The organism is Martelella sp. UBA3392 (genome assembly GCF_002358775.1).
GTDB classification, from domain to species: Bacteria; Pseudomonadota; Alphaproteobacteria; order Rhizobiales; family Rhizobiaceae; genus Martelella; species Martelella mediterranea.
Genome location: NZ_DEPM01000178.1, coordinates 1 through 15,899 on the forward strand (window position 1 = coordinate 1; position 15,899 = coordinate 15,899).

At 62.2% G+C, this 15,899-nt stretch carries 13 protein-coding genes; 9 read left to right on the top strand and 4 right to left on the bottom strand.

What is annotated here, in order from left to right:
* Positions 1 to 2,309, bottom strand: a 2,309-nt coding sequence (locus tag B4E36_RS13870) for an autotransporter outer membrane beta-barrel domain-containing protein (protein WP_345900475.1), incomplete at its 3' end; no start/stop codon positions are given.
* A 91-nt stretch (positions 2,310 to 2,400) separates the two neighbouring features.
* Positions 2,401 to 2,640: a LysR family transcriptional regulator gene (locus tag B4E36_RS24335; protein WP_366927443.1), complete on the bottom strand. Its 240-nt coding sequence runs from the start codon at positions 2,638 to 2,640 to the stop codon at positions 2,401 to 2,403.
* A gap of 20 nt (positions 2,641 to 2,660) precedes the next feature.
* Between B4E36_RS24335 and B4E36_RS13875 the strand changes: the two genes are divergently transcribed.
* Complete coding sequence (locus B4E36_RS13875; RefSeq protein WP_292059907.1) at positions 2,661 to 2,855, top strand: hypothetical protein; 195 nt, start codon at positions 2,661 to 2,663, stop codon at positions 2,853 to 2,855.
* A gap of 149 nt (positions 2,856 to 3,004) precedes the next feature.
* On the opposite strand, the gene B4E36_RS13880 is transcribed toward B4E36_RS13875, so the two are convergent.
* On the bottom strand, positions 3,005 to 3,979 hold the full coding sequence (locus B4E36_RS13880; protein ID WP_292059909.1) for a carbon-nitrogen hydrolase family protein: 975 nt from the start codon (positions 3,977 to 3,979) through the stop codon (positions 3,005 to 3,007).
* A gap of 21 nt (positions 3,980 to 4,000) precedes the next feature.
* A complete protein-coding gene (locus tag B4E36_RS13885) occupies positions 4,001 to 5,374 on the bottom strand; it encodes a PLP-dependent aminotransferase family protein (protein WP_292059911.1) in 1,374 nt (457 codons plus the stop codon).
* A 453-nt stretch (positions 5,375 to 5,827) separates the two neighbouring features.
* Between B4E36_RS13885 and B4E36_RS13890 the strand changes: the two genes are divergently transcribed.
* From B4E36_RS13890 to B4E36_RS13925, 8 genes are all read left to right on the top strand, one after another.
* Entirely contained in the window at positions 5,828 to 6,016 is a 189-nt protein-coding gene (locus B4E36_RS13890; RefSeq protein ID WP_292059913.1) for a hypothetical protein, read from the top strand.
* Positions 6,017 to 6,227: 211 nt separating this feature from the next.
* On the top strand, positions 6,228 to 6,620 hold the full coding sequence (locus B4E36_RS13895) for a DUF983 domain-containing protein (RefSeq protein ID WP_292059915.1): 393 nt from the start codon (positions 6,228 to 6,230) through the stop codon (positions 6,618 to 6,620).
* 349 nt (positions 6,621 to 6,969) lie between these two features.
* The gene (locus B4E36_RS13900) at positions 6,970 to 8,703 is read left to right on the top strand and encodes a sensor histidine kinase (RefSeq protein WP_345900476.1); all 1,734 of its coding nucleotides are present in this window, start codon (positions 6,970 to 6,972) and stop codon (positions 8,701 to 8,703) included.
* A 17-nt stretch (positions 8,704 to 8,720) separates the two neighbouring features.
* Positions 8,721 to 10,088: a sigma-54-dependent transcriptional regulator gene (locus tag B4E36_RS13905; RefSeq protein WP_292059918.1), complete on the top strand. Its 1,368-nt coding sequence runs from the start codon at positions 8,721 to 8,723 to the stop codon at positions 10,086 to 10,088.
* Positions 10,089 to 10,433: 345 nt separating this feature from the next.
* Positions 10,434 to 11,441, top strand: a complete 1,008-nt coding sequence (locus B4E36_RS13910; protein WP_292059919.1) for a DctP family TRAP transporter solute-binding subunit — start codon at positions 10,434 to 10,436, stop codon at positions 11,439 to 11,441.
* A 126-nt stretch (positions 11,442 to 11,567) separates the two neighbouring features.
* Positions 11,568 to 12,248: a TRAP transporter small permease gene (locus tag B4E36_RS13915; RefSeq protein ID WP_292059921.1), complete on the top strand. Its 681-nt coding sequence runs from the start codon at positions 11,568 to 11,570 to the stop codon at positions 12,246 to 12,248.
* A gap of 4 nt (positions 12,249 to 12,252) precedes the next feature.
* The gene (locus B4E36_RS13920; protein ID WP_345900477.1) at positions 12,253 to 13,878 is read left to right on the top strand and encodes a TRAP transporter large permease; all 1,626 of its coding nucleotides are present in this window, start codon (positions 12,253 to 12,255) and stop codon (positions 13,876 to 13,878) included.
* Positions 13,879 to 14,328: 450 nt separating this feature from the next.
* Positions 14,329 to 15,899, top strand: a 1,571-nt coding sequence (locus B4E36_RS13925; protein ID WP_345900478.1) for a glycoside hydrolase family 15 protein, incomplete at its 3' end; no start/stop codon positions are given.

The window sequence follows — 15,899 nt, forward strand, 5'->3', positions numbered from 1 at the left end:
TTGGCGTCTGCCGAGCTGTTCACGCCGTCGACCGTGCTGCTGGAATGAGAGTAGCCGAGAGCCACGCCGGCATAGCTGTTGGGGTCGAGCCTGGCATCGATGCCGGTCATGATCCCGCCAAGCGATGTGTCGAGGCTCGCGGCATTGCCGTCACCATCTAAACTGCCCCAGCTGCCGTAGCCCGTTCCCCACACGGAAAACCCTGAACTGCCGCCGTCATAAAAGCCGGGGGTGCTCGCGGATGTGTCAGCGGCGTAGCCGGTCACCAGGCTGCCGGTGTCGGCCTGCTCGCCGCCGAGCGATGTCAGTGGCCCTGCCGCATTTGCATAATTGAGCTGGCGCAGCCGATCCAGAACCGCCTGACGCGTAAACCGGCCATCGTTGAGCAGAACCGAACGCTGGCTGGCATAGATTTCGCCGGTGATGCTGCCGAGCGCCGGTGCCAGCTGGCTGCCGGACAGGCTGTAGATGCTGTTGAGCGCATCCGCCGTGGCGTTTCCGTCAGTCGCCAGGAGGCCGCTGTTGAAGGCCGCGTCCACGACGCCGCCGACGGCGGACTGGTTGACCGTAAGGCCGGTCTGCGAAGCCATCTGCGAGGTCAGGTCGAGCGTGACGACATTATCGGCGTAGTCGAGCGCCGTTGCCACGTAACCCGGCAGGCCGGGCGTGGTCAGGGTGGTGAAGGTGCCGGTGATCTCGTCGGTGGCGGCGAACAGGTCATAGCTGGGGGCCAGCGTCGAGGTCTGGAACGGAACCTCGAGCGTGCCGGCGAGCCGGGCGGTACCCGTCAGGCCGAACCTGTCATTGCCGGTTTCGCCGACGCGCAGCGACAGCGTGCCGGCCTCGGTCTGCGAATAGATGCCGCTGAGGAGATGGGTAATCGGGACCCCGTTGCCGCTGACGCCGATCCAGCCGCTGTTTTCGAACCGCTTTGCCGGCCCCGCCGTCGCGGCGATGCGGCCGTCGATGACGCCGGCGTTGACGATAACGGTGCCGAAGCTGTCGGGCCCGGTGCGCAGGGCATCGGCGACAGCTGGCGCGCTTAGCGTGCCGTAGTTCAGGAACGTGCCATAGACGCCGTGCAGCTCGACTGCCGCGCCGGCGATGCCGGAGGCGGCAATCGTGCCGTTATTGGTGAGCACGCCATATGTCTCGCCGCGCATGCCGATGCCGCCATTGCCGGTCATGCTGATGGTGCCGTCATTGATGATGTCATCGCCCTTGCGGCCCGACAGGGCGGCATCGCCGTCAACGCCGGAGGCGAGCGCGCCGGTGTTGCGGAGCGGATTGTAGATCCCCGCAACCGTGGCGACATAGCCGTTGGGCGCCGTGTCCCCGGGCATCAGATAGATGCCGACGACGGTGTCGCCATAGGCCGAGTTGGAAGAGACTACGTCGGCGCCGGGGATGTCGAGTTCGTACCAGCTCGGGATGCCGAGGGCATTCACATGCAGCACGCCGGCATGCAGCGAGCCATCCGGCATGACCCAGTTTGCCACCATGTTGTACTCGCCGGAACGGCCCGCGCTGGTAATGCCTTCCAGATGCGTGACGATCGCGCCGGGATGATCATAGGTCGCCCAGGTGTCGGTGACGGTGTTGTAGAGATAGCCATGCTCGAACCCGATGCCGCCGCCAAGCCCGACCTCGGCGTAACCGCCGGCGATCATGTCGCCATAGACGCCATAGGCGGTGGTGCTGACGGCGCCGGGCTTGTTGTTGGTGACATAGGTGCCGGTGCTGATCGTGTAGATCATGGCGTTGCCGGTCGCCAGCCGGGTGTCGTAATTGCCCACCACGGTATCGCCGAACGTGCTGTGGGCGATCGTGTAGAGCGTCGGGTTGTCAGATGTGCCGGGATAGACCAGTTCGGTGAGCTGGGCACCCGGAGCGGCGGCCGCGTCATAGAGATAGCTGAGGTCGTAGGGCGATGAGGCCTCGGTGATGTAACTGCCCACGGTGCGCAACACGCCGCCCTGATTGCCGAAGCTCGGCCCATAGGGCGAGGAGCCGATCGCGCCCGGATAGTTGACGCTGTTCGCCGTCGCAACCGGCATCGCCGACCATGTGCCGGAGCGCGTATCGTAAAGAAGACCGCCCGTGGCCGTGGTGCCGGGCACCACGTAATTGCCGACGATGGTATTACCGCGAATGCCGGTGAGGAATGTCCCGCTCGACCCGAAATTCAGCGTTGTGTACGGCGTCGGTGTTTGCGCATGGGCATGAAGGGCAACGCCGAAGGCGGCCAGAAAGCCGAGCGGAAAAGCACTGGACGACAGCAAAACAGTGCGTGATTTGCTTTTATTCACAAAAATTCCTGACGCGCTGGAGGGTTAAAACATAATCTTGGAAAGAAGATATACAGAAAATTCTTGTATTAACAATTCTAATATTAGAGAATTAAATGAAGGGTGGGTTCGTTCTTTTTCGACTACATGCCCTGAGCAATTTGCTCCCGCATTGCGGCAGGCTGCCGGCCAAGCCGCGCGTCTGTTCGAGAAGGAACAGGCCAGCTGGCGTCGGCGAAACGCCGCGACCGGTCCTCGTTAGCAGACTTACGTACAAATCCGATTCCAGCCGGTCGACGGCTTTTGTCAGTGCCGGAGGCGTGCGGCCGACAATTTCCGCAGCGCCGACGATGCTGCCTGCGGACCCAGCTGATGCTGGCGATCGTCGTTCTTTTCCTGATGCTCGGCATCAATTTGTTCGTGATTCAAGGCATCTGGGACGGAAAACTGACCGAGGTCATGCGCGGCGTGATACCGTTCTTCTGCATCATGCTCGTTATGGTGCTGCTTTTGTGGCTGTTTCCCATCCTTGCCACATGGTTGCCCCTTCACGAACGCGCCGGATAGCTCGCGGGGTATCTTCCCTCGAAAGTCGACATGCGATCGCGCTCGGCGAGGCGTCAGGCCTCTCCGAAGTCATCCCAATGGTGATGGCGGGGAAGACGATGTGAAACGGACAGTGAATCCAAACTGGATGCGCGCCAGTTCGAGAGCGGTCAGGCCGAACATGTGTCGTCTCCTTCAGAGCCGGCAACCGGCGGCGTTTCAAAGCTAACGGCGTCTTTCTTGCCGGTATCGACGGACAGCTTGAAAACATCCGGGCGGGCATAGTGACCAACCACATCCAGATCATATTTGCCGCGGGCGATGACGCGCCGATCGATCTCCGCTATCCTGATCATCTCCCCCGAAAAATCCGGTTCGACCAGAATATTGCCGAGCGGGTCGATGATGCACGATCCGCCGCGGATCAGCACGGTGGCTGGGTCATCGCCTTGAATGGGCGCGTAATCCGTCGGCGCATCGCCGCGGGTGAAATACTGGCAGGCCGACAGAACGAAGCAGCGGCCCTCGATGGCGATCGTCCGCATCGTCGGCAGCCAGGTATCGCGGTCATCGACCGTCGGCGCGCAGTAGAGTTCGACGCCCTGGGCATACATCGCCATGCGCAGAAGCGGCATGTAGTTTTCCCAGCAGATCACGCTGCCGATGCGCCCGAGCGGCGTTTCCGCGACGCCGATGGTCGATCCGTCTCCGAAGCCCCAGACAAGACGCTCCAGCGCCGTCGGCATCAGCTTTCGGTGCTTGGAAAGCAGTGCGCCCGTGGGGCCATAGGTCAGCGTGCTGCAAAACAGGGTTCCGCCGTCGCGCTCGATGACGCCGGTGACGAGGTGTACGCCATTATCGCGCGCGACCGCGTCGAGGCGTTCTGCCTCTGGTCCCGCCATCTCGATCGCGCTTGCAAAGTAACGGCGAAAATCCTCGCGTCCTTCCGGGCTGCGCATGCCGAGGCGCGCGCCGAAATCCAGACCCTTCGGATAGCCGCCGACAAAGGCTTCCGGCAGCACCACGAGCTCCGCCCCCTGATGGGCCGCGTCATGTACGAGGTCGGCCAGTTTCTCTATGGTGCGGGGGGTATCGAACAACACCGGTGCGGCCTGAACCACGGCTGCTTTAAAAGGTTGGGACATGAAAACGTTCCTCCGGAAAAATCAGACGATGGCTCTGGTGCCGGGCAGGGGCTGGGCGATGAGGCCGGACAGCAGGGAAAGTCCTTCCTCCAGCACGTCGCGGTCGGGCGCCACTCCGAGCGAAATCCGCACTGCCTCGAGGGGGTGCGCGACGGTCGCGAAGGCAAGCGCCGGCACGATGGAAACGCCTGCCCGGTTCGCATGTTCGGCCAAATCCGATGCACGCCAATGCGACGGCAGGCGAAGCCAGAGGTGATGCCCGTGCGGATCGGCGGAAAAGTCCAGACTTGCAAGGTTCGTCGCGGCGATCTTCTGGCGGGCCATGTTCTCCGAACGGATCGACCGGGCGGTTGCATTGAGCGCGCCGGTTGCGATCCAGCGGCTTGCCAGCGCCGACATCAGCGGCGGCGCCATCAGCATGGTCGCGCGCAGGACGCTGGCGAGACGACGGGCTGCATGGTCGGAGGGGGTCGCGACATAGGCGACGCGCAGCGCCGGCGTGGCGCATTTCGACAGGGTGGCGATGTGCCATGTGATATCCGGGGCGAGCACGGAAAGCGTCGGCGCCGGATCGGGCAGCAGAGCGGCATAAGGGTCGTCTTCCACGATCACGACGTCATGGCGGCGCGCAATCTCGGCGAGCGCCCGCCGGCGCTCTTCCGGCAGCGTTGCCGTCGTCGGATTGTCGATGCTGGGAATAACGTAAAGCAGCTTCACGGGGCGATCCCTGCATGCCTTTTCGAAGGCATCGGGCAGTATCCCGTCGCTGTCCATGGCCAGCGGCGCGATTGAAAGCGCCTTCTGGATCGCGACCGCCTTCAAGCCGGGATAGGTCATGGCGCCTGCGGCGACAACGTCGCCCCGCCCGAGCAGGAGGTCGCAGATAGCGAACAAGGCGCACTGGGCGCCGGCGCTGACAACGAGACGATCCGGGCCGAGACCGTCGATCCGCTCGCCAAGCCAGCGCGCGGCGGCAATCCTGTCCGGCTCCGCGCCAGTGCTTTCCTGATAATGAAGATGCAGCATTCCCGCCGGGCTGTTCAGGATTTCCTTCAGCGTGTCGGGGATCATGTGGCCGAAAGCCGCGTCGGCTGGTTGCGGCGGAATGTTCATGCTGAGATCGATGAAGGGCGTGGCGTTCTCCGCTGCGCCGTATGGTATTTCGGAAATGAACGTGCCGCGTCCGGCCTGCGCCGACACCAGGCCGCGCCGGCGCGCCTCGTTGAAGGCACGGGTTACGGTCGTCAGATCGACGTCAAGCGCTTCCGCGATGGCGCGCTGTGCCGGCAGGCGCTCTCCCCGGACGACCCGGCCGGACTGGATATCAGCCTCGAGCGCCTCGACAATGCCGAGATATTTCATCCGGGCGCCTTCGATCAGTCGCGGTGTCCACATCGCCTTAAACTCCAAAAGCCATACAATGATATATATTGTATGGCTAAACTTGTAAAGCGAGCATGATGAAAATCCGCCAGATAGCGCCGTAAAAATATGTTTATGCTATATAAAGTGACTTTTTGTAACCGATTTGTATGTCATGGCGGGAAGTGTATGGATGAAAATTGATTGCAAGAAGCGCATACACGAACTATGTTTCGGGAAATTGTATGGCTCTGCGAGCATCCCACACTCGGTTGGAGCATGGCCGCACAGCGCAGGTTGGCACATCATGGTGGATTACGATGACACGTTTCAGGTCCTGCTCTCAGAGCTGAAACTTGAGGGACGATACAGGACAATCGCGGAGCTGGAACGCATTGCGGGCGCTTTCCCGGCAGTGCTGCGCCTGAGGCCGCACAATCTCGCAATCGACAGCGTAAAACAACACAAAGTGACAGGGTCAAAACGATGAACTGGGTTCCCATAGTCCTCATCATTTTCAAGATTGGCGTGCTGGGCGCGACCATGTTCTTCGCAATCAAGTCGCACCGTGATGGAGAAAAAGAGCAGGAAAGAGAGAAGGCAGCCAACCGACAGGATGCCGCCGCCGAGCCCGCCTTTGATCCCTCGACGCCCGACTTGAAGGTCGATGGTTGACATCAAAGTGAACAGAACTGGCCGACCTGCATGGCAAGGAGGCGCGTTGATTTACGCATCAGGCTGGATTTCCGATCTGGTCGCGCCGGCACGCCTGGCAGCATGATGTGCTTGTTGGGGCCGGGCAGGGGCCAGGCTCGCTCGACACCGTCCGTCAGCTTGCCTGAAACAGAATGGACATCAGCCCATGACGCAACCAAAAGACAATACGATGACCGAAACAAATGACCAATGGCCTCGGCTCGAACCCTGGCGCGTCGGGATCCGCGGCAAATGTCCGCGCTGTGGCGAGGGAAAACTGTTTTCAAGCTTCCTCAAGCTTGCACCCCGTTGCGAGGTCTGCGGGCTCGACTATGATTTCGCCGAACCTGCCGACGGTCCCGCCTTTTTCGTGATCTGCTTCGGCTGCGTGCCGTCGGTGTTCTTCGCCGTGTGGGCTGAAGTCACCTTTCAGCCCTCGATGTGGTTTCATGTTCTGGTTTCGGTGCCGATCGTTTTCCTGTCCTGCGTCCCACTGCTGAGGCCGCTCAAGGGCTGGCTGGTCGCAAGCCAGTTTCACCACAAGGCCGAGGAAGGAAAGCTGGTCGAGCGAGAGGATGCATAGATTCGGCATGCTGGAGTATCCGTTCGAATGGACAACCTTTTGAAAGTCCACAGCTAGAGCGGTATTTGTCATCCGGGGTGGGGCGGCTGCGACGCTCGCCATTTTCACGGCGTTTCTACGCAACAGCGCTCGCGGCCGCCCATCTTGTGACCAATCGGGTCGCGATCTCTGCCATCCGAACCGTTCGGTGCGCTTAAAGCGGGTTTGATTGCCGCCCCTTGACCCGGAACAGGGCAGCTCCGAAGGCAGCGGCGGGGGTTCAATTCCGTTGGTTCCCGAAGCGCGTTGCGGCTATGCTGGATGCGTGTGATGTCTGATCCGGCAGGACGTCGCTCGCCAAGGGGATGGGATGGACAACTGGCTCGCGGGAAGAACGATCAGACGGCGCTTCTTCAGGCTGCGCCTGGGCGCAGGTCTTGTTCTGCTGGCCGTGGCCTCTGCCGGCACCTTTGCCGCCTGGAGCGTGGCGACCAGCCGCACCAGCGACTACGTTCAGCGCCAGGCCGCCGAAACGCTGGCCGTCCAGTCCGAGGTTCTGAACGGGGTGCTGGAAAAATACCGGCTCATTCCGCCTCTTCTCGCGCGGCAGGATGAAGTCGCGCGACTGTTTGCCAGCCTTGCCTCCGATGCCTATCGGCAAACCATTGCGCGCGCGCTGGCAGAGGAAATAACCGGTCTGTCCGGGGCGCGCGATGTTGCCTTCTTTTCTGCCGACGGTGCGCTGCTTGCAGCGGCGCGCGATATCTTCGGCGATGAGCCGGCGGGCCGCGCTGAGCTTCTGAAGGCGGCGCGCGAAAACCGGCTTGGCCGCACCACGGCCCTGATCAGGGGAAAGAACCGTGTCTATGCCTTTGGCGCGGGTGTCCGCCGCGATGGGCAATTGCGGGGCGTGGTTGCCGTCTATGTCGGGTTCGACGCGGTCGAGCGCACCTGGGCCCTTTCGGCCAATCCGATTTTCGTGTCCGACAACACCGGCACTATTTTCCTCTCCAACCGCGAGGACTGGCTGTTGAAGCCGGTCTCGGAGATCGAGGCAAAGTCCGGCGCGGCGAGAGGCAATGCCTCGGGCTATATCGATGTGGTGCGCGATCTGCCGCTGATGGGATGGCAATTGCATGTTCTGGGCGACCGTAGCCGCATCGTTGCCGCGCAAACGACAGTCATCGGCTTTTCGCTGCTGATTTTCCTGCTTGTCGGCGTGATTGCATTTTTCATGATCGGCCGGATCGAGGATCGTATCCTGCTCCGGCGGCGCGAGCGGGCGCAGGCGTTGCGCCTCGAACGGGCCGTGCGCGACCGGACGAAGGAGCTCAGTCTGGCAAACCGCAGCCTCTCGCACGAGATCGAGGAGCGTATCGAGGCCGAACGAGAGCTGAAACGCGTTCAACACGAATTGATCCAGGCCGCCAAGCTCGCCGGCGTCGGCCAGATGGCGGCAGCACTCAGTCACGAGATCAACCAGCCGCTGGCCGCCATAGAAACCTATGCCGCCAATACGAAGAAGGCGCTGGCGCTTGGTAGGCAGGAAATCGCCGAGGGCAATCTGGACCGCATCGCCGCCATGGTCGCCCGCATCTCCGAGCTGTCGGGAACCCTGCTTTCATTTTCGCGCAAGCCCGCTACCAGGCTGCAGCCCGTCTCGGTGCAGGCGGCGCTGCAGGAGGCGCTGATCCTGATCCGGCCGAAGGCGGATCGGGCCGGCGTCGCGATCACCGTCGATCCGGCGCTCGATGGCGTAATGGTCGAGGCCGGGCGCATCCGGCTGTCGCAGGTGTTCGTCAACCTCTTCGGCAATGCGATCGACGCGCTTGAGGGGCGCGCGGACGGGCGGGTCGTTGTCGAATTGAAAGGCGTTGGCGAGAGGGTCTGTCTTCATGTCCGCGACAACGGGCCGGGGATCGCGCCGGAACTCGCAGGCGAAGTGTTCGAGCCGTTCTTTACCACCCGTGACGGACAGGGAAGCGGACTGGGACTATCTATCGTTTATAACATCATGCAGGATTTCGGCGGCAGCGCGACACTGCTGCCAGCCGAGGGCGGCGCGGTCTTCGAATTGCGGCTGAAGGCGGCGCAAGCGGAGTAGGGAGATTTCGGCAGGTTATGGAAATGCAAACGGCAACACCGCTCGTTCATCTGGTCGATGATGATGACGATCTGCGTCACGCGCTGGCGCAAGGGCTTGAGCTCGAAGGCGTCAACGTTGCGGTTCACGACAGCGCAGCAAGCGCGCTGGAACGCATCACCCACGAAGCCTATGCCGTTCTCGTCACCGATATCCGCATGCCGGGGATGGATGGCATGGCGCTTCTCAAAGCGGCGCTTTCGATCGATCCGACCTTTCCGGTGATCCTGATCACCGGGCACGGCGATGTGCAGATGGCGGTCGATGCCATGCGCGCCGGCGCCTATGACTTTATCGAAAAGCCGTTCCAGGCCTCCCGCCTCTATACCGTCATCGATCGCGCGCTTGAAAAACGGCGCCTTGTCCTGGAAAACCGGACGCTGCGCTCGGAGCTGGACGGCCATGATGCGCTTTCGCTCAGGCTGGTCGGCCGCACCGAAGGCATTGTCAGGCTGCGCGAGCAGATCGCCATGCTCGCTGACACCGATGTCGACGTGCTGGTGCGTGGCGAAACCGGCGCCGGCAAGGAAGTCGTCGCCCGCGCGCTGCACGATACCGGGGGCAGGGCGAAGGGCAATTTCGTTGCGATCAATTGCGCCGCGGTGCCGGCCGATATGATCGAGGCGGAGCTGTTCGGCCACGAGGCGGGGGCCTTCACCGGCGCGAGCAAGCAGCGCATCGGCAAGCTGGAACATGCCGATGGCGGCACGGTGTTTCTCGATGAGATCGAGTCCATGCCGCTCGACCTTCAGGCCAAGATCCTGCGCGCCATCGAAACCCGAACCGTCGAGCGGCTCGGCTCCAACAAGCAGATCGCGCTCGACATCCGCATCGTCGCGGCGTCGAAATCGGATCTCAAGCTGGAAAGCGATGCCGGCCGTTTCCGGGCCGATCTCTACTACAGGCTGAACGTCGTCACCCTCGACATTCCGTCGCTCAGGGAGCGCAGGGACGATATCCCGCTGCTGTTCTTTTTCCTGGCCCGTGACGCGCGGGCGCGGTTTCGCCGCGAAATCCCGGAAATCTCGCCGCTGCTGCAGGCCGATCTGATGGCGCATGACTGGCCCGGCAATGTGCGCGAACTCAGAAACTACGCCGACCGTTTCGTGCTCGGCCTCTGGCGCGGGTTCGATAATGACGGACCGGGCGAAGCCGCCATGACACCGGCGGCGGGTGTGCCGCTTGCCGACCAGATGCAGGCTTTCGAGCGACAGGTGATCGCTGCCGAGCTCGCCCGCCATGACGGCGCGCTGAAGCCCACCTATGAGGCTCTGCAAATCTCCCGCAAAGGGCTTTATGACAAGATGAAGCGCCTGAGGATCGATTATATCGACGATGCAGAATAGGCGTTTCGCAATGTGTCGTTTCCTACCCATTTAGAGGGAAGGCCATGTGTCGCCACTGACACATTTACGCCGCAATGCTCTTTTCCCGAATATTTGAAAATCGTTAAGCCACTGTTTCAAAGTCACTATTGACGTTTGGCAAAAACTGGCACGCTGCTTGCAATTGAAAATATCGGCAGCGGCGGAGAGGAACGTCGCGGGAGGATTTTCGGATCAGACCCAGCCGGCGCTTGAGATTGCCGCTGCCGTGAAACCAGTGCTGGCCGCGTCGACCAATACGATGGCGGCCTGCCGGGGCGAGAGCCCCACCTGACACGATTTGGGTTTAACGGGAGGACGTAAACCATGAAGACAATTCTGACTGCCGCCGTCTCCGCTGCTGCGCTTTTTGCCGCGGCTTCCGCCGTTTCCGCCGCCGATCCGGCCTGCAGTGACGACGAGATGGTGATCAAATTCAGCCATGTGGTCGCCGATCAGGGCCACCCCAAGGGCGATGCCGCGCGCATGCTGGCCGACCGCGTCAACACCGAGCTCGACGGCGAAGCCTGCATGGAGGTGTTCCCGAACTCGACGCTGTTTGACGACGACAAGGTGCTAGAGGCGCTGCTTCTCGGCGACGTCCAGCTCGCGGCCCCGTCGCTCGCCAAGTTCGAAGCCTACACGCTGAAATATCGGCTCTACGACCTGCCGTTCCTGTTCTCGAGCCTCGATGCGGTGGAAAAATTCACCACCAGTGATGCCGGCAAGGGCATGCTCTCGGCGATGGAGGACAAGGGCTATATGGGTCTCGGCTACTGGTCTTCCGGCCTGAAGCAGTTCTCGGCCAACAAGCCGCTGATCCTGCCGACCGATGCCGCCGGGTTGAAATTCCGGGTGCAGACCTCGGATGTGGCCGTTGCCATGATCAACGCGCTCGATGCCTCCGCCCAGAAGCTCGCCTTCAAGGAAGTTTACGGCGCGCTGCAGACCGGCGTTGTCGATGGGCAGGAAAATACCTGGTCGAACATCTACACCCAGAAGTTCTTCGAGGTTCAGGACGGCATCACCGAGACCAACCACCAGCTTCTGGCCTATCTGCTGGTGACCTCGACCGACTGGCTCGACGGTCTCGATCCGGATTTCCGCGACCGCTTCCTCAAGATCGTCGAGGAAGTCACGGCGGAGGCCAACGCTTCGGTTGCGGCGACGGAAGAGGAAAACCGCGCCAACATCATCGCCGCCGGCAGCGAGGTGCGGGTGCTCTCACCTGAACAGCGCCAGGCCTGGGTCGATGTGATGAAGCCCGTCTGGGCCGAGTTCGAAGGCGACATCGGCGCCGACCTGATCCAGGCGGCGGTCGACTCCAACAACTAGAACAATTCCGGGTGCGCCGGTTCGCCGTCGGGAATGGGCTGAAAGCCACCCGGGGCGGACAGGCGGGCAGTGCGGGGAGGCCCGCGCTGCCCGCAGTTCACCGACTGCCTTGAGAGGGGACCTGCCATGGCCGCCTATTGGCCTTACTTTGCTCTGATTTTGATCCTTGTCCTGCTTTACCTGGCCGAACGCCGCCATCGGGCTTTTGTCACCCGGCTGGAGGAAAACGTGCTGGCGACGCTGCTTGCCGCGATCACCGTGATCTCGTTTGCGCAGGTCGTCATGCGCTACGGCTTCAACAGCGGCTGGGGCGGGGCACTCGAGCTGACGCGCATCCTGTTTGCGTGGATGATCCTGTTCGGCATGAGCTACGGCCTGAAGACAGGCCTGCATCTGGGCGTCGATGCCCTGATCCGCACCCTGCCGCACCGGGCCTTCCGCGTGGTCGCGCTGTTTGGCGCGCTCACCGGCCTTCTCTACGCGGTCATCCTGCTGTCGTCCGACTGGCTGCAGATTTTCGGCGCCAATTCCAAGGGCGGCGCCGTGTTTTACTGGCATCGTTTCTTCAAGGCGGGGATCGGCCTCGACGATCTGCGCTATCCGCTTTTCATCCAGGAATGGTTCGGCGTGCAGGACCGGGTCCAGCGCTGGCTTGCCTATATCATCCTGCCGGTGGGGCTGGCGCTGCTTGCCTACCGCTCGGTCGAGGCCTTCATCCAGATCTGGACCGGCCAACGCGAACTCGTCATCGCCGGTCACGAGGCTGAAGAGTTGGTGGCTGAAAACAAAGACGTGCTGAAGGATTAGACCCATGGAAATCGCCATTCTGTTTCTGCTGGTCTTCGGCCTTCTCTTCGCCGGCGCACCGGTAGCCATTTCGCTCGGCCTGTCATCGGTTCTGTTCATCGCGTTTTTCTCGCGCGATTCCATGTCCTCGGTGGCGCTGCAGCTGTTCACGGCCTCGCAAAACTATACGCTTCTGGCCATCCCCTTCTTCGTGCTCGCCTCCGCCTTCATGTCGACCGGCGGTGTCGCCCACAGGCTGGTGCGGTTTGCGATTGCAAGCGTCGGCCATTTCCGCGGCGGCCTGGCCATGGCCTCGGTCCTGTCCTGCATGCTGTTTGCGGCACTCTCCGGCTCGTCGCCGGCAACCGTGGTCGCCATCGGCACGATCGCGATCGCGGGCATGCGGCAGGTCGGCTACTCCAAGGAGTTTGCCGCCGGCATCATCGCCAATGCGGGCACGCTCGGCATTCTCATCCCGCCATCCATCGTCATGGTGGTTTATGCGGCGGCGACCGATGTGTCGGTCGGCCGCATGTTCCTTGCCGGGATCATTCCGGGCCTGATTGCAGGCTTCATGCTGATGGCGGCCATTTACGTCATGGCGCGGATCAAGAAACTGCCCGCCGAACCGTGGAAAGGGTTTCTGGAAATCGTCGAGGCCGGCAAGGATGCCGGCTGGGGCCTGTTTCTGATCGTCATCATTCTGGGCGGCATTTATGGCGGCGTGTTCACGCCGACGGAAGCGGCCGCCGTTGCCGCCGTCTATGCCTTCCTGGTGTCGATCTACATCTATCGCGACATGGGGCCGCTCAAGGGCATGCGCTGGGTCGAGGAAACCGACAGCCGGCGGTCGAAGACCGGGTTTCTGGCCTCGGTCTATGGCGTCTCCTTCCTGCTGGTGTTCCTGATCCTCGCCTTCTTCGCCACCGATGGCGTCGAGGCGGTCTGGGCGAGCCTGACATCAAGGGTCATTGCCGGTATCGTCCTCTCCATCGGAGTCGTCATCGCCTATACGCTTTGGCGCGGCGAAAATGCGAAGGCAAGCCAGGTGCCGTCCTATCTCGTCGCCGGCGTGCCGATCTGGTACCGCAACCTGAAGGCCAATATCCTGAAGACGCCGTTCTGCCTGTCGCATGCCGACACCCGCCACACGACCGTGGGCGCCGCCAAGACCACCATTATGCTGATGTTCATCATCGTCAACGCGCTGCTCTTTGCCCACGTTCTGACGGCGGAGCGCATTCCGCAAGCGATCACCTCGGTCATGATCGATGCCGGCTTCAACTGGTTCACCTTCCTGATCGCGGTCAATGTGCTGCTTCTGATCGGCGGTCAGTTCATGGAACCGTCCGGCCTTCTCCTGATCGTCGCACCTGTCGTGTTCCCGATTGCGATGGAACTCGGGGTCGATCCGATCCACCTCGGCATCATCATGGTGGTGAACATGGAGATTGGCATGATCACCCCGCCGATCGGGCTCAACCTGTTCGTCACATCGGGGATAACGGGCATGAGTCTGGTCAAGGTGGTGAGGGCAGCCGCGCCGTTCGTGGCGGTGCTGTTCGTGTTCCTGATCCTCGTCACCTATGTCCCTTCGATTTCCACGGCGCTGCCCTACTGGCTGATGGGTCCGGAAATCGTGACGCGGTGATTTTTTACGATAACCCCGGGGCTCTTGCCGAGCCCCGGGGGCTGCCGAAGAAAGCGATTGAATACCATTCCGTCATTGGACTCATCCATCGGCCCTGCACGCCAATCCGAGAGGCGATTGAACTGAACCGCCTGATGATCGGGCTGTTTGCTTCGGCGTGTCGGGATCTTCGAAAAACCGGATTCCACTTTTTCGCCGACGTTCGGGATACGCGCCCCAACGTCCCTGAAACTCGTGCGAACCTTACATCTTTGCAAGAAATGCTGTTTGTCTGGCGGGAAAGTCGACGCTGTCGTAGGGTCAGGGAAAAGGGAGCGTGCTGCCCATGAGGATCCTGCCTGGCGCTGTCGCGGGCGATCGTGGAACGCCACCCTGCTATCGGTTCTGAATACCGGGTCCGGGTTTGGATCCGCAAGACAGACGGCGTCACATTTTACGGAGGAAGCAGAGATGAGCGACATGATCGATTTTGCCACAGGCGCGCCGGGCATCGGTTCCAGGTGGACGTCGAGCGCCAAGAGCGGGGTTGGCACCGCGCTTTCGGTGGCTTCGCCGGTCTGGTTTACGCTGAGCCACGGCATTCTCAACGAGATATATTATCCCCGCGTCGACAGCGCCTGCACCCGCGATTTCGGTTTCCTCGTAACTGGCCCGGATGGCTATTTTTCCGAGGAAAAGCGCGATTGCGAGCAGGAAACAACGCCGCTCGAAGATGGCGTTCCGGCCTTTTCGATCGTCAACACCGCTCTTGATGGCGCCTACCGGATCAGAAAGCAGATCATCAGCGATCCGGCGCGGGCGGTCGTTCTCCAGCGCATTTCGTTCAGCGCGCTCAAGGGCAGGACCCGCGATTACCGGGTGACCGCGCTTCTGGCGCCGCATCTGGTCAATGCCGGCGCATCGAACTCCGCCTGGATCGGCGAGTTCGAGGGCGCGCCGGCGCTGTTTGCCAGCGGCCGTTCCCGCTATCTGGCGCTGGTATCAAGCGCGCCGTGGCGCGCAATGTCCGCCGGTTTCGTCGGGACGTCGGATGGCTGGCAGCAATTGTCCCGGCATGGACGGCTCGCCGACCAGTACCAGCGCGCCGATGACGGCAATGTGGCGCTGGCCGGCGAGATCGATTTTTCCGGCGGCGATGGTTCCGTGGTGCTGGCGCTCGGTTTCGGCCAGACTGAACACGAAGCCGCCGCCGTCGCCACGCGGAGCCTGAAGGACGGCTTCGACCACGCTCTAGATAAATTCATAGCCGGCTGGCGGAAGTGGCAGGACGGTCTGGTCCCGCTCGATCGCAAGGCGGAAGACGGGATCAACGCCTATCGCGTCTCGACGGCGGTGCTTGCGACCCACCGGGCCTCGGACCGGCCCGGCGCCGCGGTTGCCAGCCTGTCGATCCCCTGGGGCTATTCGAAAGGCGATGACGATCTTGGCGGCTACCATCTCGTGTGGCCGCGCGACCTGGTCGAGACGGCCGGCGGCTTTCTGGCCGCGGGCGACGCGAAAGCGGCGCTGGCGATCCTCGATTATCTGCGCGAGTTGCAGCAGCCCTCCGGCCGCTGGGCGCAGAACTTCTGGCTCGACGGCAAGCCCTACTGGCCTGGCGTCCAGATGGACGAGTGCGCCTTCCCGATCCTGCTTGCCGACATGTTGCGGCGTCAGGGCCATCTGAACGGCAAGACAATCCGCCGCTTTATGCCAATGATCAAGAGCGCCGCCGGCTATATCCTCGCCAATGGTCCCTCCACCGGAGAAGACCGCTGGGAAGAGGACGGCGGATACAGCCCGTTCACGCTCGCGGTCGAAATCACGGCCCTGCTGGCCGCTGCCGATATTCTGGAAGCCGAGGGCGAAACCAAGGCGGCCGATCATCTGCGCGAGACGGCCGATTGCTGGAACGAGCAGATCGAGAAATGGACCTTCGAGGGCGATCCGGACCTCTGCCGGTCATTGGGTATCGCGGGCTATTACGTCCGCATTGCCGCGCCCGGGGCGACGGATGCCGCTGGTCCGGCGGGCGAAACGCC

Excerpts from the sequence above, each read along its gene's own strand:
- B4E36_RS13875 (WP_292059907.1), top strand. The coding sequence starts at position 2,661 with ATGCTGGCGATCGTCGTTCTTTTCCTGATGCTCGGCATCAATTTGTTC.
- B4E36_RS13900 (WP_345900476.1), top strand. The coding sequence starts at position 6,970 with ATGGACAACTGGCTCGCGGGAAGAACGATCAGACGGCGCTTCTTCAGG.
- B4E36_RS13905 (WP_292059918.1), top strand. The coding sequence starts at position 8,721 with ATGGAAATGCAAACGGCAACACCGCTCGTTCATCTGGTCGATGATGAT.
- B4E36_RS13885 (WP_292059911.1), bottom strand. The coding sequence starts at position 5,374 with ATGTGGACACCGCGACTGATCGAAGGCGCCCGGATGAAATATCTCGGC.
- B4E36_RS13890 (WP_292059913.1), top strand. The coding sequence starts at position 5,828 with ATGAACTGGGTTCCCATAGTCCTCATCATTTTCAAGATTGGCGTGCTG.
- B4E36_RS13880 (WP_292059909.1), bottom strand. The coding sequence starts at position 3,979 with ATGTCCCAACCTTTTAAAGCAGCCGTGGTTCAGGCCGCACCGGTGTTG.
- B4E36_RS13920 (WP_345900477.1), top strand. The coding sequence starts at position 12,253 with ATGGAAATCGCCATTCTGTTTCTGCTGGTCTTCGGCCTTCTCTTCGCC.
- B4E36_RS13915 (WP_292059921.1), top strand. The coding sequence starts at position 11,568 with ATGGCCGCCTATTGGCCTTACTTTGCTCTGATTTTGATCCTTGTCCTG.
- B4E36_RS13895 (WP_292059915.1), top strand. The coding sequence starts at position 6,228 with ATGACCGAAACAAATGACCAATGGCCTCGGCTCGAACCCTGGCGCGTC.
- B4E36_RS13910 (WP_292059919.1), top strand. The coding sequence starts at position 10,434 with ATGAAGACAATTCTGACTGCCGCCGTCTCCGCTGCTGCGCTTTTTGCC.